At 71.5% G+C, this 18,719-nt stretch carries 19 protein-coding genes; 6 read left to right on the top strand and 13 right to left on the bottom strand.

Going from position 1 to position 18,719, the window contains the following annotated elements:
* Positions 1–185 precede the first annotated feature (185 nt).
* On the top strand, positions 186–1,208 hold the full coding sequence (locus GA0070618_RS24865) for a hypothetical protein (RefSeq protein WP_088983783.1): 1,023 nt from the start codon (positions 186–188) through the stop codon (positions 1,206–1,208).
* A 72-nt stretch (positions 1,209–1,280) separates the two neighbouring features.
* Here GA0070618_RS24865 and GA0070618_RS33675 read toward each other — a convergent pair whose 3' ends face one another.
* From GA0070618_RS33675 to GA0070618_RS24855, 3 genes are all read right to left on the bottom strand, one after another.
* The gene (locus tag GA0070618_RS33675; protein WP_157749006.1) at positions 1,281–1,427 is read right to left on the bottom strand and encodes a hypothetical protein; all 147 of its coding nucleotides are present in this window, start codon (positions 1,425–1,427) and stop codon (positions 1,281–1,283) included.
* Between the two features lie 230 nt (positions 1,428–1,657).
* Entirely contained in the window at positions 1,658–3,529 is a 1,872-nt protein-coding gene (locus GA0070618_RS24860; RefSeq protein ID WP_197701635.1) for an FHA domain-containing protein, read from the bottom strand.
* 115 nt (positions 3,530–3,644) lie between these two features.
* On the bottom strand, positions 3,645–4,655 hold the full coding sequence (locus tag GA0070618_RS24855) for a helix-turn-helix domain-containing protein (protein WP_088983781.1): 1,011 nt from the start codon (positions 4,653–4,655) through the stop codon (positions 3,645–3,647).
* A gap of 419 nt (positions 4,656–5,074) precedes the next feature.
* On the opposite strand from GA0070618_RS24855, the gene GA0070618_RS24850 reads away from it, so the two are divergent.
* Positions 5,075–5,275, top strand: a complete 201-nt coding sequence (locus GA0070618_RS24850; RefSeq protein ID WP_088983780.1) for a helix-turn-helix transcriptional regulator — start codon at positions 5,075–5,077, stop codon at positions 5,273–5,275.
* A gap of 236 nt (positions 5,276–5,511) precedes the next feature.
* Here GA0070618_RS24850 and GA0070618_RS24845 read toward each other — a convergent pair whose 3' ends face one another.
* The 7 genes from GA0070618_RS24845 to GA0070618_RS24820 form a co-directional block, all read right to left on the bottom strand.
* Entirely contained in the window at positions 5,512–7,800 is a 2,289-nt protein-coding gene (locus GA0070618_RS24845; protein WP_231931445.1) for an exo-beta-d-1,3/1,6-glucosidase, read from the bottom strand.
* A 516-nt stretch (positions 7,801–8,316) separates the two neighbouring features.
* On the bottom strand, positions 8,317–8,769 hold the full coding sequence (locus tag GA0070618_RS24840; RefSeq protein ID WP_088983779.1) for a hypothetical protein: 453 nt from the start codon (positions 8,767–8,769) through the stop codon (positions 8,317–8,319).
* A 253-nt stretch (positions 8,770–9,022) separates the two neighbouring features.
* Positions 9,023–9,253: a hypothetical protein gene (locus tag GA0070618_RS34870; protein WP_269148508.1), complete on the bottom strand. Its 231-nt coding sequence runs from the start codon at positions 9,251–9,253 to the stop codon at positions 9,023–9,025.
* Between the two features lie 197 nt (positions 9,254–9,450).
* Positions 9,451–10,239, bottom strand: coding sequence for an aminotransferase class III-fold pyridoxal phosphate-dependent enzyme (locus tag GA0070618_RS24830; RefSeq protein ID WP_197701634.1), 789 nt, complete (start codon positions 10,237–10,239; stop codon positions 9,451–9,453).
* Complete coding sequence (locus tag GA0070618_RS24825; protein WP_088983777.1) at positions 10,128–10,565, bottom strand: hypothetical protein; 438 nt, start codon at positions 10,563–10,565, stop codon at positions 10,128–10,130. Before GA0070618_RS24825 ends, GA0070618_RS24830 begins: the two co-directional genes overlap by 112 nt.
* Complete coding sequence (locus tag GA0070618_RS33665; protein WP_157749004.1) at positions 10,544–10,699, bottom strand: hypothetical protein; 156 nt, start codon at positions 10,697–10,699, stop codon at positions 10,544–10,546. The genes GA0070618_RS24825 and GA0070618_RS33665 overlap by 22 nt, the downstream gene beginning before the upstream one ends.
* Entirely contained in the window at positions 10,696–11,058 is a 363-nt protein-coding gene (locus GA0070618_RS24820; RefSeq protein ID WP_088983776.1) for a hypothetical protein, read from the bottom strand. Before GA0070618_RS24820 ends, GA0070618_RS33665 begins: the two co-directional genes overlap by 4 nt.
* Before the next feature lie 52 nt (positions 11,059–11,110).
* Between GA0070618_RS24820 and GA0070618_RS24815 the strand changes: the two genes are divergently transcribed.
* Positions 11,111–12,574, top strand: a complete 1,464-nt coding sequence (locus GA0070618_RS24815) for a protein adenylyltransferase SelO (RefSeq protein WP_088983775.1) — start codon at positions 11,111–11,113, stop codon at positions 12,572–12,574.
* On the opposite strand, the gene GA0070618_RS24810 is transcribed toward GA0070618_RS24815, so the two are convergent.
* Complete coding sequence (locus GA0070618_RS24810; RefSeq protein WP_088983774.1) at positions 12,550–13,650, bottom strand: aldo/keto reductase; 1,101 nt, start codon at positions 13,648–13,650, stop codon at positions 12,550–12,552. The genes GA0070618_RS24815 and GA0070618_RS24810 overlap by 25 nt on opposite strands.
* A gap of 129 nt (positions 13,651–13,779) precedes the next feature.
* Between GA0070618_RS24810 and GA0070618_RS24805 the strand changes: the two genes are divergently transcribed.
* The gene (locus GA0070618_RS24805) at positions 13,780–14,412 is read left to right on the top strand and encodes a TetR/AcrR family transcriptional regulator (protein ID WP_088983773.1); all 633 of its coding nucleotides are present in this window, start codon (positions 13,780–13,782) and stop codon (positions 14,410–14,412) included.
* Positions 14,413–14,536: 124 nt separating this feature from the next.
* On the opposite strand, the gene GA0070618_RS24800 is transcribed toward GA0070618_RS24805, so the two are convergent.
* Both GA0070618_RS24800 and GA0070618_RS24795 read right to left on the bottom strand, forming a co-directional pair.
* On the bottom strand, positions 14,537–14,854 hold the full coding sequence (locus GA0070618_RS24800) for a helix-turn-helix domain-containing protein (RefSeq protein WP_088983772.1): 318 nt from the start codon (positions 14,852–14,854) through the stop codon (positions 14,537–14,539).
* A 442-nt stretch (positions 14,855–15,296) separates the two neighbouring features.
* The gene (locus tag GA0070618_RS24795) at positions 15,297–16,298 is read right to left on the bottom strand and encodes a LysR family transcriptional regulator (protein ID WP_088983771.1); all 1,002 of its coding nucleotides are present in this window, start codon (positions 16,296–16,298) and stop codon (positions 15,297–15,299) included.
* Positions 16,299–16,425: 127 nt separating this feature from the next.
* On the opposite strand from GA0070618_RS24795, the gene GA0070618_RS24790 reads away from it, so the two are divergent.
* Both GA0070618_RS24790 and GA0070618_RS24785 read left to right on the top strand, forming a co-directional pair.
* Positions 16,426–17,811: an RNA-guided endonuclease InsQ/TnpB family protein gene (locus GA0070618_RS24790; RefSeq protein WP_170107849.1), complete on the top strand. Its 1,386-nt coding sequence runs from the start codon at positions 16,426–16,428 to the stop codon at positions 17,809–17,811.
* Positions 17,812–17,835: 24 nt separating this feature from the next.
* Complete coding sequence (locus GA0070618_RS24785; protein WP_088983769.1) at positions 17,836–18,705, top strand: serine hydrolase; 870 nt, start codon at positions 17,836–17,838, stop codon at positions 18,703–18,705.
* Positions 18,706–18,719 lie beyond the last annotated feature (14 nt).

Raw genomic sequence — 18,719 nt, 5'->3', positions numbered from 1 at the left:
CCGACGACCGTCCGTTCAACCGGGAGCGCTCCGTCGGCCGGTCCGGCACGCATGACAAGTTCCCACACGTTCGATAGCCTTCGGTGACCAGTCTCGGTCGACGGACCGCCGGGAAACCCTCTCGGCCCCACGTCGTCCGATCGGCACCCCTCACCGCTTTCGGCTACCGCTCGTCGAGGAGTGCCATGCGTCAGATCGTACGAGGGCTCGGCCTGTTGGCGGCCGTGACCGCGCTGGCGTCCTGCGGGACCGTCACCGTCGCGCAGTCGCCGACCGACCAGGGGGCACGATCCCCGGTGCGGGTGACGGGCGCACCGACTGTTCACGCCGAATGGGCCTCCTGCGCCGTTGACGCGCCGATGGACTCGGAGCCGCCCCGAGTAGCACTCACCCTGCCGCGCCTCGACGGCGGTTTCCCCGCGACGGCCGCGATCCACTGTCAGCTCGACCACCGGTGGCGCGCCGACGGTGGCCTCGACCTGGTTCTCACCGAAGGTCGGGCCACTGACCTGACAGTCCTGCTCACCGCGCTGCGCCGACCCGACACGTCGACCGGTCCCGAGGCTTGCACCCTGGAAATGCCCTGGGTGCCGAACCTGCTGCTGCTCGACGGGCGGGGCCGGTGGATCCGGCCCGGAATCCCGGTGGACGGTTGCGGCACGCCGCTCCCCGAACTGGTGACGGCGGTGCGAGGGCTGCGGCTGACCACTATCTCGGAGCGGGTCGTCCGCGAGATCGAGTCGGCCGGCGCGGCCAGGTCCGGCTGTTCGCAGGATCACCGGAACGTGGTGGCCTCCGAGACCGGCCATCCCGACTCCTCGGTACGGCTGGGCCGGGGATCGGTCCCGTTCATGTCTGCCGCTCCGGTGCGGCTGTGCGGGTACCGCGTCCCCGCCGAGGAGATCGGGCTCACGGATCCCGTTGGCGACTTCGCGTACGGACGGACCCTCTCACCGCAGCAACGGAAGTCCGTGGAGCTGGCGCTGACCACGCTGCCCCCTGCGAGGGACTGCGCGGATAGCGCGCACCGGTTCGCCGTGCTCGCCAACCCTGGTGGAGCGGGTGGAACCGTGTACGTCGAACTCGACCACTGTCGACGGGTCCTGGTCTCGCCGCTCTACGGTCCGCCGACCCTGGCCCAGGCCGACCGTGCGTTCCTCGGACTTGTCGAGGATCTCGACGAGTCCGTCCGGTCGACGCCAAGCTGAACAGCGGTTCGGAAGAGGATCTGCGCCCGGTCTGGAAACCTGTGCCACTATGTCGCGGCGGTCGGCCAGCCGTCAGGACGACGCGACGCACGGACGGTGAGGGCCCGGGTGGTCCGCCCGGTCGCGGGCGAGCTGGCAGACGTCCTCCCAGATCCGGGCGAGTTGGAGCTCGGTCCACGAGTAGGTTCGCTGGTAGAGGCGGAAGTTACTGCTTCGCACCCTCCAAGAGGCTTTGCAGCGTCGTCTCCTGTGCCGTGGCCATCCCGCACCCCGTCCTTTGTAGACCCGCGCCCGTGAGCCCGGCAAGACAATCAGATCGACAACACGCACAGCAACCTTGACAGGCCAAACAGAACCGGTTGTCACTCCCGGCCAACTGTCGGTCGGGCCATGACTGAGAAACGGACGCACAGCCTGGACTCGGTCGTGGTGGACCTCGGGTGGACGGATCAGGACGGAACGGGCGACTCCTGCCGGTAGAAGATGTCGATGTCGACCTCTTCCCCGCCGACGGTCAGCGTGTCCCAGGCTCCGCTGGCCAGCAGGGTCCGCACGGTCTCGCTCTTCAGCGTCCGCAGGTGATCCCGGAGAACCTGGTCGTCGGGCAGGCCGGTGAGGCGGGACGACAGCCGGGCGCGGATCTCGCGCATCCGCTCCATGAGCGTCTCGATGTCCGCTTCGCGGTCCGGACCGCCCGTCGTCGGTGCGCCGCCGCTCTCGGCGATGACGTCGGCGATGACGTCCTTGATCGCGCAGTTGACGCCCTGATCATCGGTCGTCACCATCGCGTTCCACGCACGGCTCTTGTGCCGGTACTGGAGCATCGACATCGCCGCTTCGTGCCGGACGAAGTCGGCGTCCCGGAAGGGTCTGCCGTTCCAGCCGCTGGCGAGCGACCGGGCCAGGGAGATGGCGGACGCCAGCCCGCTGTTGAGCCCACGCCCGGGCCAGAAGTGGATCGAGTTGGCGGCGTCCCCGAGCAGGAAGCCGTAGGTGCCCGGAGTGGTCGACGTGGGGGCGTACAACCGGGCGGTGAAGCGTGGTCGCTGCACCATGTCCAGGCGGAACGCGGTGACGGCGCTCAAATTTTCCGGGGCGACGCCGAAGAACGCCAACCCCTCCATCACCCGTTTCCACAGCGGCGAGGCTCGGAGCAGGGCGGGCAGGAACAGTGTGCCGTGGGTGGAGCACTGGAAGTCGCCGTCGTCCTCCCTCGCCATCAGACACGGTCGGGAGGCGATGCAGTCCTTGAATTCACGACGCACCGGGTCGAGCCCGACGACCTCGGCGGCCTCGGCGTCGGTGAGGCGCATGTTCAGGAAGCCCTCGCCGCCCAGGGAGTTGAGCAGGAAGCGGTTCTGGGCCACGGTCAGCAGGACACTCATCGCATCCGGCAGGTCGGACTTCACCCGCAGGCCCAGGACGACGTCCTGTAGGTGTCGGCCGTCCAGGGAGTAGATCGAACTGTCGGCGATGCCGAACTTCGTGGTGAAGTGCTCGCGGGTACGGGATCGCGCTCCCTCGCAGATGGCGAGCACATGATCCTTGGTGACGGTCTGGTGCTGCTCGGCCGCGTCGAATCTGGCCGGCACCAGCCGGATCCGCTCGGACTTCTCGTTCGCCAACTCCAGGAGCTTGTCCTCGATGTAGGCGATCCGGATGTTTCGCGGGCCGTAACCGCGGATCGAGTCGGGACCCGACGGCCACATCTCGGAGTACGCCCCGGGGACGAAGAGCCGATCCTGCACATCCTCGGGGAGGTTCAGGTACTGGCGACTCTGGACGGTCACGACCTGCTGCCGCCGTACGTTGCCCTGCGCCTCGTTCTTCCACACGACCCGCGAACCGTCCTGGGTCCAGCGGCCGTCGTACACGGTGACGGCGACCCGGTCTCCCAGGAGACGTTCGAGGAGCAGCGCCAGGCTCAGCCCGACCGGCCCACCACCCGAGACGGTAACCCGCAGGACGGGACCCGGGTCGACCACCACGGCCGGCTCGGTGCGAGGCTGGAAGAGGGTCAGGTCGGAGATCATCGTGGTCACGTCGGCCGTCACCTCGAAACAGAACGTCTCGTCGGTGATGGTGATCAGGTCGCCGTGCTGGAGGAGGTGCGAGTTCACCCGTCGGCCGTTGACCAGCGTGCCGTTGCGGCTGCCCCGGTCGTACAGCACGTAACCGCGCTCCTCGCGCACCACCTCCGCGTGGAAACGGGAGACGCCCCCGCTGGCGATCACCACATCGTTGTCGCTCAGGCGGCCGAAGGTGAACCGGGTGTCGCCGACCGGAATCCGTCGCCCGGCAAGGGGACCCTTGCGTCCCACGATCTCAGGTACCACTCGGTCCGGGCCTTTCTGCGGGCGTTCACGAGGTCACGGCTTACGGCAGAGGTCGCCTCATGGAACGTGAGAGCCATGATCCTCCGGAAGCATGTGCACTTTAACCACCCCACCCGCAACGGGTAAGTCGGCCTACGGGCTCATTCGGATCGGGTTGCCGACACGGTGAATCGCTTGCAGGACAAGGCAATCCGCCCGTACAGCCGTCCAGGCTCTCCGGCTCCGCGCCCGCCCCGTGGTGCACCTCCTCGGCGATCTTGCCGATAGACCGTCGGGACTCCTCCGGGTCGAGGGCGAGGGAGTCGAGGCTCGCCCACACCCGCTCGAAGGCGGCCAGCTCCGCCGGCCGGTCCAGATAGAGCGCCCCGGTCACCAACTCCTGGTAGACCACCGGCGGCTCCGGCACGGCCCGGTTGCCGTCGCGCGGGAAGTCCAGCAGCACGAACGACCCGGCCTCGGCCCCGACGGGCAGCCCGGCGGCGAGCGGCAGCACCCGCACCGAGACGTGCGGCAGCGCGGTCACCTGCCGCAGGTGCCGGAGTTGCCCGGCCATGGTCGCCGGGCCGCCGGCCACCCGCAGCAGCACCGCCTCGGAGAGCACCACGTCCAGCCGGGGCGGCGGTGGCAACCGACGCCGCAGCAGAGCCTGGCGGTCGAGCCGGGCGCGCTCCAGCCGTTCCCGGTCGTCGTCGGTCAGCTCCGGGTCGACGTCGTGCAGCGCCCGCGCGTACCCCGGGGTTTGCAGCAGCGCCGGCACCAGCGTGTCGGCGTACTCGCTGAGCCGCCGGGCCGTCGCTTCCATTCCCGCGTACAGGCCAAGCCAGGCCGGCACCTCGGCGTACGCGTGCCACCAGCCCCTGGCCCGCGTCTCGCCGGCCAGGGCGACCAGCGCGGCGGTCAGGTCGGCGGCCACGCCGTACAGCTCGCACATCCCCCGCACGTCGACCCCGCGCACGGTGCCACCGCCGGTCTCGATCCGCCACGCCTTCTGCCGGCTGCACTCCAGCGCCTCCGCCGCCGCGTCCAGCGTCACCCCGGCGGCGAGCCGCAGTTCCCGCAGCATCCGTCCGAGCTGCCGGCGCGGCACCGTCGACACCGTCACCTCCGCCATTGGCCTCCCCTTCCCCTCGCCGTCCGGCCCGCCGCGCCGACCGTCACGGCACGTCATGCCGTCGGTAGCGGCCCGCCCGCTGGTTGACCCCGGCCAGGGGCGTCCGTCGCGCCCCGGGCCGCGCCGCCCGCCCCGCGCCGTCGTCCGGCCCGGTCGCTTCATCGGGTACGCCCTGAGCACCCGCCCGCCGCCGGCACCGCCCCGGGATGCCCCGGTCCGGACACACCTGCCCGACCACGTCGAGCACGACCTCCCCCGGCCGCAAGAACCACTTCCACCGACTGGACACCCTGCCTCGCCTCCCTCATCGATCAACCGAGAAGGTGAACAGTTGAACAGCCTACTCGCTAAGGGAACATGTGAACAGAGCGTTCGATCAGAGAGCAGGTGTTCAGATCGCATGCTCTTAACGTGACGTCATGGGGAAGCTTCGGCTCGTGGCGAGCCAGGAGGTGCAGGAGATGCTGGGCGTCTCCCGTACGCGCGCTTACCAGATCACCAACTCGAAGACCTTCCCCGACCCGGTCGCCGTCCTGTCGGTCGGCCGGATCTGGCGCACGGAGGACGTCGAACGCTGGATCAAGGACCACCGCCCCGACCTCCACGACCCCGCGCAGTAGGCCCAAGCCTCCGTCGGGTCATGCCCTACGCTGCCCCGCTTTTGAGATCGGTCCGCGAGGACCTCCAAGACGGCAGCGATGCCCCGTGCCTCGGCCACTGTCCCAATTCGACACGACTCCGTGGCGCGGACCGGATGGTTTCCGCCCGACCCGCGCCACCACCGCCTGCGCACCGATGCCGCCGTTCCTTCTCGGCAGACCGTCCGACGGGTGCCCGTGGCCGGTCCAGCCGGAGGTCAGCGAACGACGGTGAAGGTGGCTCGCAGCAGGTGCTCGTCCCGGGAGGACGCCCCGACGAGCAGGTCGAACGCGCCGGGCTCGACGACCCGCGCGCCGTGGGCGTCGACGAGCGTGCAGTCCGCCACCGGCAGGGTCAGCTCGACCGTACGGGCCTCGCCGGGGGCGAGGGAGACCTGCCGGTACGCCTTCAGCTCCTTCTCCGCCCAGGTGACCGAGGTGATCGTGTCGCTGACGTACACCTGCACGGTTTCCCGGACCGGCCGCCGCCCGGTGTTGCGGACCTCGACCCGGGCCCGCAGGGTGTCCCGCACGGTGACCGTCGGGGTCAGCACACGCAGGTCGGTGTACTCGACGGTGGTGTAGCTCAGGCCCTCGCCGAAGGCGAACGCCGGGCTCTGGGTGAGGTCGGCGTAGCGGGTACCGTGCTGGCCCCGGATCTGGTTGTAGTAGGTGGGCTGCTGGCCGGCGTGCCGGGCGAAGGAGATCGGCAGCCGGCCCGCCGGTTCGGTGAGTCCGAGCAGCAGTTCGGCGATCGCCCGTCCGCCGCGCATGCCCGGGTTGGCGGCGAAGACCACGGCGGCGGCGGAGAGCGCGGCGGGCGGCAGCACCAGGGGCTTGGACGCGATCAGGACGACGATCAGGGGCCGGCCGGTGGCGGCGAGCGCGTCGAGCAGGGCGACCTGGGCGCCGACCAGTTCCAGGGTGGCGGTCGACTTGCCCTCGCCGACCAGTTCGATGCGGTCCCCGACGACCGCGACCACGTAGTCGGCGTTCCGGGCCGCCTCGACGGCCTCGGCGATCAGCCGCTCGTCGGGCGCGGCGGGGACGACCACGGGAGGTCGGGGCTGCCCGTCGGGGAAGAACGCACCGGCGGGGTCGGGCCCGAGGGTGAGGATGTCGGCTCCACGGGCGTGGGTGACGGTCCAGTCCGTCGGCACGTGCGCGCGCAGCCCGTCCAGGACCGTCTGGGTCAGGTCGCGCGGGTGCCCGTCGGGCAGCCAGTCGGCCTGTCCGGAGGCGCCGGCCCAGTCGCCGAGCTGGGTGTGCGGGTCGTCGGCGTTCGGGCCGACCACCGCGATCCGGCGGGGCGTCGGGTCGTCCCCGGCGACGGCGCGGCCGGTGTCGTCGGCGGTGAGTCCGCCGGCCAGCGGCAACGTGCCGTCGTTGCGGAGCAGCACCAGGCTGCGGCGGGCGACCTCCAGGTTGAGCGCGGCGTGCGGGGCGCTGCCGATGACCTGCGCCTGGCGCGCCGGGTCCGGCCGGCGTGGGTCCTCGAAGAGTCCCAGCTCGAACTTGAGGGTGAGGATGCGGGCGACCGCCCGGTCCAGGTCCTTCTCGTCGAGCAGCCCGCGGGCGATCGCGTCCTGGGCCCCCTGGAAGAAGCCCGGTGTGGTCATCACCATGTCGTTGCCGGCCCGCACCGCCGCCGCCGAGGCCTCGGCGTGGTCGGCGTGGATGTGCTGCTCCCAGACCATCCGACCGACGTTGTCCCAGTCGGTGACCAGGGTGCCGGAGTAGCCCCACTCGCCGCGCAGGACCTCGTCGAGCAGCCAGCCGTTCACCGTGACCGGCACGCCGTCGATGGACTGGTACCCGAGCATGAACGTACGGCAGCCCTCGCGGGCGACCCGTTCGAACGGCGGCAGGAACCAGGAGCGCAGCTTCCGCCGGGAGATGTCGGCCTCGCTGGCGTCCCGGCCGCCCTGGGTCTCGGAGTACCCGGCGAAGTGCTTCGCGCAGGCCAGCACCGCCGTCGGGTCGGCCAGGCCGGCGCCCTGGTAGCCGCGCACCATCGCCGAGGCGAACTCGCCGATCAGGAAGGGGTCCTCGCCGAATGTCTCGTCGACCCGACCCCAGCGCAGGTCCCGGGCGATGCACAGGACCGGGGAGAAGGTCCAGTGGACCCCGGTGGCGGCGGCCTCGACGGCGGTGGCCCGGGCGACCCGTTCCGCCAGCGACGGGTCCCAGGTGGCGGCCATGCCGAGCTGGGTGGGGTAGATCGTCGCGCCGGCCCAGAACGAGTGGCCGTGGATGCAGTCCTCGGCGACGAGCAGCGGGATGCCCAGCCGGGTCCGGGCGGCCAGGTCGACCGCCTCGACGACACGCTCGGGTGAGGCGTGCAGGATCGATCCCACGTGCACCCGCTCGACCATGTCGCGCACCCCGTCCTGGGCCGAGAGCTGGAGCATCTGGCCGACCTTCTCCGGCACGGTCATGCGGGCGAGCAGGTCGGTGACACGGTCGGCGACCGACAGGGCGGGGTCGCGGTACGGCGCGGTGGGCACGCGGTTGTTCCTTCCCGGACGCCGGGGGCGTCACGATCGCGGTGGTCCGGGAGCGACTGGTCGTCGCGACACCCGTTCGACACCTCCGACTGTGGACCGGGGACGCCGTCTCCGGCAACCGCCGTCGTCCGCGCTCGTCGACGACGCCGACGACGGCCACCTGGGCGGCGCACGGCGTCACCGAGTTCACCCTGGCCACCGAGGCGCTGCTGCAGGCGTTCAGCGAGGTGTCCGGGGTGGCGCGCACCCCAGGCTGGTCACCAACTCCCACGGCCGCTGCCTGCCGGGTTACCTGCGCACGCCCGGCCTCTTCTCGCACGGCGTCCCGGTGCACCGCGCCCCGGCCGGGGACGGGAGCTGGGGCGGACGGTCGACCTGGTCCTCACCGGCGGCTGAGGGGGTCCGGCGTGGGACGTCGGGCAGCGGGACCGGCCCGGGTACGCGGTGACCGCGTACCCGGGCCGGTGAGCACGGCTCCGGCTGGCCGTCAGGGGACGGCCGCGGGCGCCTGTCCGGTCAGGACCTGCCGGCCGCATCGCGGGGGTCGTCGTGACTGCCGGCGGCCGACAGCGCACCGCCCTGCAGCATGTAGAAGCACCCGCTGAGTCCGGTGAAGGTGGTCTGGATGCCGGTGACCGACCTGCTGGCGACGACACCGGAATATGTCGTCTCCGAATTGTTGAAGGTGAACGTCAACATGCCGGCGACGGACACCCACGGTCCCGAGTAGCCGGAACCGTCACTCCACGTTCCATTAGCGTTGAAAACGATCGGGGTGGTGCTGTAGCTGCCGTCGCAATACCAGTCGAAAGCGAGAGTCCAGTTGCCCGGCACCGCCTGGACACCGATCCCCTGTGCGGAGACACCGGCCGGCACGGTCGCCGCGTTCTTGCTGGTGACCGCAGACGGCTTGGCGGTGGCCACGGCGGTGAACGACCCCACGCCGGCGACGGCCAGCAGCAGGCTCAACGCGCCCGCGAGAATTGCCCGACGACGCCGTGGTGAATGCGAGAATTGCTCAGTCACGGTTGTTCCCTTCGATTGTCTGTGCGACCGGACCAATGCCGTCGATGCTACGAACCAGGCGAGATCAGCAATTTCGGAATGTCAAGAAGCCGTCATTTTCCGACTGTCGTCTGCCTTCTTCAGTGGGTATGGACTCGGCCCTCCGAAGTGCGCAAGTCAGCACATAGGACCCATAAGGCAGGCAGGTGGGGGCGACTCAGCGGTGCGGACGGAGCACGCCGTGCACGGCGGGCGCGGACGGCACCCGCTCCGGCACGACGGTGAAGGCGTCCCGCACCCGGTCCACCGGCACCGGCCCGGTACCCCGGTGGTGCACCTGCGCCAGGGGCTCACCGGCGACGACCCGGTCACCGACCCGCTTGTGCAGGGTCACCCCGACGGCGTGGTCGATCGGCGCGTTCTTGACCTGCCGGCCGGCTCCACCCAGCGCCGGAACGCCGCGCGGGCGCGGCCGTCGGCCAGCACCGCGCGGACCTACTCGCGGGCCCGGTCCTGGTCGGTCTCGGCACCGGAGAGCAGCACCGCCTCGGCGGCCAGGGTGACGCACAGCTCGGTGAGCCCCGGCACCTCCGCTACCCCGAGCACGTCCACCGCCTCCCGGATTTCCAGGGCGTTCCCCGCCGATCAGCCCAGCGGCTGGTCCATGTCGCTGATCATGGCATGGCAGCGCAGTCCGAACGCGGCCCCGATCTCGATCATCAGGGTGGCCAGTTCGGTGGCGCTGGCCACCTCGTCGACGACGAGCAGGGTGCCGTGCTGGTCGCACAGCGCCGGATCCGGGCCAGCAGTCCAGCGGGCAGTACGATGCCGCCGCCGACGTTGAGCAGCGGTTCCACCAGCACCGCGGCGGGCGGCGGCCCCGCCGCGAACGCCTCGGCGAAGCGGGCGGCCAGCGCGGCGCCGTCGGCGGCGGTCCGCGCCGAGCGCGGTGTCGGGCAGCGCCACCCGGTGGACCGGGAACGGGTCGGCCCAGCCGCTGTGGGTGTAGGGCAGGCCGGACAGCGCGAGCGCCAACGCGGTCGAGCCGTGGTAGCCGGCGGCGAAGGTGACCACCCGGTCGCGGGGCTCGCCGACGTTGCGCCAGTGGTCCAGGGCGATCCGGACGGCGGCCTCGGTGGCCTCCGAGCCGCTGTTGACCAGCAGGGTCTGGCCCAGGTCGCCGGGCAGCAGCGCGGCCAGCCGTTCGGTGATCCGTTCGGCGGGCGGATGGGCGGCGTTGACCAGGTCGTAGTGCGCCAGGCGGGCCATCTGCCGTCGGGCGGCCTCGATCAGCCGGGGATGGCCGTGGCCGCAGGAGGCGTTCAGCGCGCCGCGCCGAAGCCGTCGACGATCATGGGTACCCCGTACAGCCTGCTGTCGCGGATGCGCAGGCGGACACAGGTGTCGTTCTCCACGCCCGGCCGGGCCACGCACACGAAGGCCCGCGCGGCGGTGAGGTACGCGTCGCGGTCCCGGTGCGTCACGGGTCGGCGCACCACCGTCACCAGGTCGGCCACGGCACGCTCGGCGATCCGCTTCTCCAGCGCCTCGACGATCTCCCAGGTGTCCGGGATGCCGCCGGTCCACAGCACGTCGGCGAGCGGCTCGGGCGTGGTCCGCTCGGCGACCAGCCGGCTGTGCCGACTGAAGCCGATCGGCACGGAGGTCACCAGGTGGTCGAGGGTGGCCGACCCGGTGAGGTCCCGCACGCCGACCCGGCCGGCGGTGACCAGGCTGGTCAGGGTCGTCGCGCGTTCCACCCGGGAGTGACCGCGAACCCGTCGCTGAGGGTCTCGGCCAGTTCGGCGATCCGAACGGCCAGCCCGGACGCGGCGGCCTGGGACACCGGGTAGTCCCCGGCGTCGAAGAGCAGTCGCCTGCGCGCCCCGGTCACAGGTCGTCCACCCGGTTGACGTTGTGGAACCCGTCGACCAGCACGGCCGGCGAGTCGACCAGGGCGGCGGCGCCCGCGCCGAGCACGATCCCGGGCAGCCCGTCCCGGTGGCGCGCCGCCGCGAAGACCGTCGCCCAGGCGGCGTTGAAGCCGGAGGGGTCCGGCGGCTTGTCCGCCGCGTCCTCGATGATGCGGACCGGACCGTCGCCGCGCAGCCGCAGGGCGCCGTCGTTGGCGAGCCGGACCGGGTCGTCGATCATCGCCGCGAGCACCGCGTACGGGTGCCGGTCCAGCAGGTCGTGCGCCTCGGCGAAGCGCTGGGCGACCGTGTCGCCGGTGACGACCTGGTCCGGCAGCACGACGGCCGTGGGACCGGGGGCCCTTCCCCGGGTCCCCCGTACCCTTGTCGGGGTGAGTATCGCCCCGCCACCGACCGGCGCCCTCGACGGCCGCTTCGCCCGTGAACTCGCGGAGATGGCCGTGCCCTGGCAGGCCGAGGAGGCCCCCGACCCGCGACTGCTGGTGCTCGACGAGCCGCTCGCCGTCGAACTGGGCCTCGATCCCGGGTGGCTGCGCAGCCCCGACGGCGTGCGGCTGCTGGTCGGCACCGCCGTCCCCGGCGGCGCGAACCCGGTGGCGCAGGCCTACGCCGGGCACCAGTTCGGCGGATACTCCCCACGGCTCGGCGACGGGCGCGCGCTGCTGCTCGGCGAACTGGTCGACGCGGACGGCCGCCTCCGCGACCTGCACCTCAAGGGCTCCGGCCGCACGCCGTTCGCACGCGGCGGCGACGGCCTGGCCGCGGTCGGCCCGATGCTGCGCGAGTACGTCGTGAGCCGGGCCATGCACGCCCTGGGCATCCCCACGACCCGGTCCCTCGCCGTGGTGGCCACCGGGCGTACGGTGCACCGCGAGACCCCGTTGCCGGGGGCGGTGCTCGCCCGGGTCGCCGACAGCCACCTGCGCGTCGGGAGCTTCCAGTACGCCCGGGCCACCGGCGACGTCGACCTCCTGCGCCGCCTCGCCGACCACGCGATCGCCCGGCACCACCCCGGCGCCGCCGGGGCCGAGCGCCCGTACCTCGCCCTCTTCGAGGCGGTGGTCGCCGCCCAGGCGTCGCTGGTGGCGCGGTGGATGCTCGTGGGGTTCGTCCACGGGGTCATGAACACCGACAACATGACGATCTCGGGCGAGACCATCGACTACGGGCCGTGCGCCTTCATGGAGGCCTTCGACCCGGCCACGGTCTACAGCTCGATCGACCACGGCGGGCGCTACGCCTACGGCAACCAGCCGACGGTGGCCGAGTGGAACCTCGCCCGGCTCGCCGAGGCCCTCCTCCCCCTCCTGCACGACGACGAGGAGCGGGCAGTCGCCCTGGCGACGGAGTCACTGGGTAGTTTCCGCCGCCGCTACGACGCGGACTGGACCGCCGGCATGCGGGCCAAGCTCGGCCTGCCTGACGGCCTCGACCCGGCGGTCGTCCCGCCGCTGGTCGAGGAGCTGCTCGTCCTGCTGCGGGCAGGCCAGGTCGACTTCACGTCCTTCTTCCGCACGCTCGCCGTCGCCGCCCGGGGCGAGGCCGGGCCCGTGCGCCGCCTGTTCCCCGACCCCGCCCCGGTCGACGACTGGTTGACGCGCTGGCGTGCCCTGGGGCCGGACGCCGACGCGATGGACCGGGTCAACCCGGTCTACATCCCCCGCAACCACCTCGTCGAGGAGGCTCTCGCCGCCGCGACCGACGGCGACCTGGCTCCGCTCGAACGGTTGCTGGACGCCGTGGCCGCCCCCTACGACGAACGCGCCGGCCTCGACCGCTACGCCGCTCCCGCCCCACCGGACTTCGGCACCTACCGGACGTTCTGCGGCACGTGACGGCCTGCCCCGCCGCTGCGGGCGGCCGGTCGATCCGCGCTGCCCACGACCGGTGGGTTCAGGCGGGCGAAGCCCTCCTGACGGTGGTACGGGAAGTGCGGGTAGGGCGCTGTTCGTGTGCTCGCCGCGTCGAGTCTGGCCATCTGGGCAGGGGTCAACGTCCATCCGACGGCACCGAGGTTCTGGCGGAGCTGCGCCTCGTTGCGAGCGCCGATGACGACCGATGAGACCGTGGGCCGTTGCAGCAGCCAGTTGAGGGCGATCTGCGGGATGGCCCTGCCGGTTCCCTGAGCTATCTCGTCGAGGACGTCGACAACCCGGAAGAGGTCGTCGTCCTGGACCGGTGGGCCGTAGTCGGCGGTTCGGTGCAGCCGGCTCTGCGCCGGTAGCGGCTGTCCGCGGCGCACCTGGCCGGTGAGCCGGCCCCACCCGAGCGGGCTCCAGACGACCGCGCCGACACCCTGGTCGAGCCCCAGGGGCATCAAGTCCCACTCGTAGTCGCGGCCGAGGAGGGAGTAGTAGACCTGGTGGGCGACGTAGCGCTGGTGGTTACGCCGTTCCGCGATGGCGAGCGACTTCATCAACTGCCAGCCTGCGAAGTTCGAGACACCGAGGTAGCGGACCTTGCCCGCCTGCACGAGGCCGTCGAGTGTGGACAGCACTTCCTCGATCGGCGTGCCGGCATCGAAGGCGTGCAACTGGAAGAGATCGATGTAGTCGGTACCGAGTCGACGCAGCGCGTCCTCGCACGCCCTGATCAGCCGCAGGCGGGAGGAGCCGGCGTCATTGGGTCCGTCGCCCATCGGCAAGCCGCTCTTGGTGGACAGGATGACCTCGTCCCGGCGGCCCTTGATCGCCTGTCCCAGCACCTCCTCCGACGCGCCGTCGGAGTAGACGTCGGCGGTGTCGAACATCGTGACGCCGTTCTCCAGACAGATGTCCACGAGGTGGCGTGCCTCCCGAGCATCCGTGGTCCCCCAGGCGCCGAACAGTGGTCCTCGGCCGCCGAAGGTGCCGGCACCGAAGCTCAACGCGGGGACTTTGAGCCCGGATGCACCCAACCGTCGGTATTCCATGGTGCCTCTTCCCGTGGCCACGGGACTGCCGTGGCTCATCAGCCGGGACCACTAACGGTTCCAGCGTTCCATTAAGACGCTGGCTACGATAGCAGCCGCGCGAGCCCTAAACGAAACGGGAGGCCCGTTATGAGTGCTGACGAGACCGCAGCCGGAACCGTTCGTCCCGGCGGGCGCACGGCGCGGGTACGCGCGGCGGTCCTGCGGGCCGCCGGGGACGCGCTCGCCGAGCATGGTTTCGACCACCTGGACCTCGCCGACATCGCCCGTCGGGCGGATGTGGGCAAGACGACCCTCTACCGCCGCTGGCGATCACCGGCTGGCCTGGTCGCGGACCTGCTCATGGACATGGCCGAGCAGTCGCTCCCCCGCACCGAAACCGGCGCACTCCTCACCGACCTGCGAGCCAACGCGCGGCTCGTGCAGCGAACCCTCACCGACCCACGCCAAGGCGCGCTGTTCAAGGCGGTCATCGCGGCAGCCACCTGCGACCCCCGAACGGCTGACGCGCTACGCCGGTTCTACGACATCCGCATCAGGGAATGGGCACCCTGCGTGGAACAGGCCGTCAGCCGCGGTGAAGTACCCGACGGCACCGACAGCCATGAGGTCATACGCGCGGTGTCGGCACCGCTCTACTACCGCCTGCTGATCAGCGGCGACCCCCTCGATGTCGCCACCGCCGACCGGGCCGCCGAAGCTGCCGCGACCGCCGCCCGGGGAGGAGCGTACGTACGAGGGAAGATGGAGGTAGCGCACTGAGCCTGGTCGTCGGGCTCGCCGCCGGCACGCTGACCCGCGCGGAGCCGCCGGAGCAGGCGGCGCCGCAGGTCGGGGTCGGCCAGAAGATCACGTGGGGCAGGGGCATTCCACCGGGACGGGTTGGTCAACCGGGTTGCTGCGTCCCCTGTTGCTCCTCGTTCCGCCGAAGGGCTTCCTCGAGCTGGTCTTCGAGGATGATGATCCGGCAGGCGGCCTCGAGAGCGGTGCCCTGGTCCACCATCTCTCGGGCTCGGGCGGCCAGACGCAGCTGATAACGGGAGTAGCGGCGGTGGCCACCGGCGGAGCGGTGCGGGTCGATCAGTTTCGCCTCGTCCAACCGACGCAGGAAGTCCTGGGAGGTGTCGAGCATCTCCGCGGCCTGGCCGATGGTGTAGGCGGGGTAGTCCTCGTCGCCGAACATGTCATCGGGGTTTTGCCCCATGTCACCTCCATGTCGAGGGCCCCGGCGCTTACGCGCCGGGGCCCAGGGTTACGGGTCAGAACACCATCTGCCGACAGGAGTGTCGGCTAGTCGTTTCCGCACCGGCCTGATATGACGGCTTCGGGTGCGGGGATCGCATAAGCGTGACCGGAGACCACCTTTCGTTCGATGGAAACTACGGTGTCCGCCCAGCCTGCTTCACGGCTGACGGCGGGCGATCCAACGGTGTAAGGCCCTCCCTTTCCTCTTCTTTCCCTTGCTGAACGGTCCACCGGCATCGGTGTGCCGCTGGTTTGTGCGATGGAAGACGGCAGAAGGTGCTTCCGTCCCCCGCGCCCGTCGTGACCTCACGGCCGGGCGGTGCGTCTGCGTCGTGGTGGTTCTCTGTTCTCGACTTGAAGAACGCTACCCCATCCCACCGAGAAAATCTAGCTAACAACGCCTAGGTTTCCTCGGCCGGCGGCCTGCGGTGTCCCGCGGGGTCGGTGACGCGTGGGGCGTACACGACCGTCCACGGGTCCGGTGCCTCGGGTGCCCGCAGGACCGCCGGCGCGGGAGCCGCCTCGGCAAGCGTCTCGGCGGCGACGTCGGCGAAACGCTCCGCCGCCGGGTGTGGTGCCTGCGCCGGCCAGGCGGCGGAGGTGGTCCGGATCAGCGGATGTCCGGCGAGGGGTCGCCAGACCACGCGCGGCTCCCGCCGGGCGGTGCTCTCCGGCACGAACGCCACGCCCCGCCCGGCGAGCACCAGGCCGATGAGGAACTCGGGATTGTCGGCGTGCCGGACCCGGGCCGGCGCGAAGCCGTGCTGTCGGCACACGTCCAGGACATGGTCGTGCCAGCCCGGGGCGGTGACGCGGGGCGGCAGGACGAGGTCGTGGCCGGCGAGATCGGCGAGGGTCGGTTCGGGCAGGCGGGCCAACGGCGACACCCGGGGCAGCACCACCCCGAGCCGCACCCGCACGGCGGGGCCGAACCGCAGGTCCGGGACGTCGACCGGGTGGTGGAGCAGCCCGACGTCGAGCCGGGCGTCGGCGAGCATCCGCACCTGCTCGCCCGTGGTCAGTTCCTGAAGGTCGACGTCGAGACCCGGCACCCGGTCGGCCAGGCGGCGCAGGAGGGCCTGGAGGGTGACCGCGGGCGTCTCCGGCGGCACTCCGGCACGAAGCGTACCCAGCGTGCCCTCACGCACCATCCGCATGAGCGCGCGCATCCGCTCCTCGCCGGCCAACAGCCCGCGCGCCTGGTCCAGGAGCAGCCGGCCGGCGGGGGTGGGCTCGACCCGACGCCGGGAGCGGTCGAACAGCTCGACGCCCAGCTCCCGCTCCAGCCGCTGGATCGCCTGGCTCAGCGGGGGTTGGGCGATGCCGAGCCGTTCGGCGGCGCGGCCGAAGTGCAGCTCCTCCGCCACCACGACGAAGTAGCGCAGATGCCGGAAGAGATCCACCGGACCGACGATAGCTATTGCCTCGTCTTTGAATGTTGATCGGGTAATCGGTCGGTTGTGAAAATTGTCGTACCCGTGGTGTTGGCTGGGTCTTATGCCTCGTCGTCGGGATCCGGGTGCGCCACGGGTGGTGCATCGCACTGCCCGCGTCGGGTTGCGGGTGACGTCGGGGCAGCGGCGGCGGTGTTTCGGGTTGCTGCGTTCCGCCGGGGACGTGTGGGCGTGCGTGTTGGAGGTCAACACGTGGCGGCGCCGCCGTCAGGACGCGCCGTTGACGAGTTACCAGGAGTTGTGTCGGGAGTTGTCGGCGTCCGGGCCGGGCACGTTCGGCGAGCTGGACTCGACCGGCGGGCGGTCGGTGTTGCGGCGGTTCTCGGATGCGTGGTTCGCGGCGGCGGGACGCCGCAAGGCTGGTGACGTGTCGGCGAGGTTCCCGCGTCGTCGGCGGGGGTTGGTGCCCGTGCGGTGGTATCACGGCACGTTCACCCTCGACGGCCGCCGCGTGCGCATCCCCACCGCACGAGGCACCGGGCCTTTGTGGGTGCGTCTGGCCCGTAAGGTGCCGTACCCGGTCGATCAGGTCCGCTCGATCACTCTGCTGTGTGAGGGCGGCCGCCTGTTCCTCGACGTGACCGCCGAAGTCCCGATCACGGTCTACCCGCCTGGTGAGGAGCCGGACCCGACCAGGGCGGCCGGGGTGGACGTGGGCATCATCCATCCGTACGCGGTGGCCGGTCCTGGCGGGGAGGCGTTGTTGGTGTCGGGGCGGGCGATCCGCGCCGAGCACCGCATGCACCTCGCCGACACCAAAGCCCGCCAACGGGCCGCCGCCCGCCGTGCGCCGAAACCGGGCCAGCGTGGGTCACGGCGGTGGCGGAAGTATCGGGTTCGGGTCCGGCGGGTGGAGGGCCGGCATCGGCGGCGGGTGCGGCAGGCCCAGCACGAGGCCGCTCGCACCGTCATCGGTTGGGCCGTCGACCAGCGGGTCGGGATGCTCAAGGTCGGTGACCCGCGCGGCGTCCTGGACCTGTCGGCGGGGCGGCGGCACAACCTGCGGCTACGGCAGTGGCAGATCGGCCGCCTCCTGCAGATCCTCACCGACAAGGCCGCCCTCGCGGGTATCACCGTGCACCTGGTGGACGAGCGTGGCACGTCGTCGACCTGCCCCGCATGCCGCAAGCGGGTGTCGAAGCCGCGTGGGCGGACCCTGTCGTGCCCGCATTGCCAGTTCTCCGGTCACCGCGACATCGTCGCGGCGGCCAGCATCGCCACCCGCACACCGGGCGGCGGATCCACCACCCCCACGGCTGTCGTATTGCCTGGGGTGGTCACGCACCGTCGAGTCGGCCGGCACCTACCCGGTGCCGGCCGGTCCCGACGTGACCCCCGCCGCCCACCCGGCGACGTGAGAGTCAGAATGGCCCGCTGTGGCCCGCCCCACCCATTGGTGGGGAGTCGCTCGCCCAACCAGCGAGGATCCACAACAACCCACCGGACACCCGGTGAACGTTAGTGGACACAGCACTAGGGTGACGCCATGTCACCGGAGGACGTCTTCGCACGGGTGGGGGTCGACGCGCGGCTGCACGCGGTCGACGTCGACACCGGCCACGAGGTCGGTGTCGACGCGGACGAGCAGGTCGTGATCGCCTCCGTGTTCAAGATCCTGCTGGTGCTGGAGTTCGCCCGGCAGGCCGCGAACGGGCAACTGGACCCCACCGAGCGGGTGGTCGTACGCGCCGGGGACCGGCTGGGCGGCTGGGGCACCGCCGGCTGCGCGGACGACGTGGAGCTGTCCCTGCGGGACCTGGCGTACTTCGCCATGTCGGTGAGCGACAACACCGCCGCCGACCTGCTCATGCGTCGGGTCGGCCCGGACCTGCTGCCGCTGCTCGCCGCCGAGTTGGGGCTCACCCGGACCCGGGTGATCGGCGGACCCCGGCAGCTCCTGGAGACCATGTTCGCCGACGTCGGGGCGCGCGACGCCGCCGAGTTCGCCCGGACCTTCGCCACGCTGTCCGAAGATCGGATACGCGCGCTGCGGGTGTTCGATCCCGAGCAGACCACGTCCAGCACCGCGCGGGAGATCACCCGGCTGTTGACCATGATCTGGCGGGACGAGGCCGGGCCGCCCGCCGCCTGCGCGATGGTCCGCGACCTGATGTCACGGCAGTTGTTCTGGACGCGGCTGCCGTCCGGCTTCCCGCCGGACGTGCCGGTGGCCGCCAAGACCGGCACCCTGCCGGGGCTGCACATCGAGGCCGGCGTGGCGCAGTACCCCGACGGCGGCCGGTACGCGATCGCCGTGTTCGCCCGGACCCAGCGGTTGGCCACCCGCCGCATCGACGTCGACCTCGCCATGGGCGAAGCCGCCCGGGCCGCAGTCGAGACGCTGCGCGCGATGTGATCGTCGCCTCGTCC

This window comes from Micromonospora echinospora (assembly GCF_900091495.1).
Classification (GTDB): domain Bacteria; phylum Actinomycetota; class Actinomycetes; order Mycobacteriales; family Micromonosporaceae; genus Micromonospora; species Micromonospora echinospora.
Note: the sequence above shows the minus strand (reverse complement) of the source record. Positions and strands in the feature narration are given on the sequence as shown.

What these genes read in the sequence shown, in the direction of transcription:
- GA0070618_RS24785 (WP_088983769.1), top strand. Translation starts at nt 17,836, where the DNA reads ATGTCACCGGAGGACGTCTTCGCACGGGTGGGGGTCGACGCGCGGCTG.
- GA0070618_RS24855 (WP_088983781.1), bottom strand. Translation starts at nt 4,655, where the DNA reads ATGGCGGAGGTGACGGTGTCGACGGTGCCGCGCCGGCAGCTCGGACGG.
- GA0070618_RS24865 (WP_088983783.1), top strand. Translation starts at nt 186, where the DNA reads ATGCGTCAGATCGTACGAGGGCTCGGCCTGTTGGCGGCCGTGACCGCG.
- GA0070618_RS24800 (WP_088983772.1), bottom strand. Translation starts at nt 14,854, where the DNA reads ATGGGGCAAAACCCCGATGACATGTTCGGCGACGAGGACTACCCCGCC.
- GA0070618_RS24805 (WP_088983773.1), top strand. Translation starts at nt 13,780, where the DNA reads ATGAGTGCTGACGAGACCGCAGCCGGAACCGTTCGTCCCGGCGGGCGC.
- GA0070618_RS24810 (WP_088983774.1), bottom strand. Translation starts at nt 13,650, where the DNA reads ATGGAATACCGACGGTTGGGTGCATCCGGGCTCAAAGTCCCCGCGTTG.
- GA0070618_RS24850 (WP_088983780.1), top strand. Translation starts at nt 5,075, where the DNA reads ATGGGGAAGCTTCGGCTCGTGGCGAGCCAGGAGGTGCAGGAGATGCTG.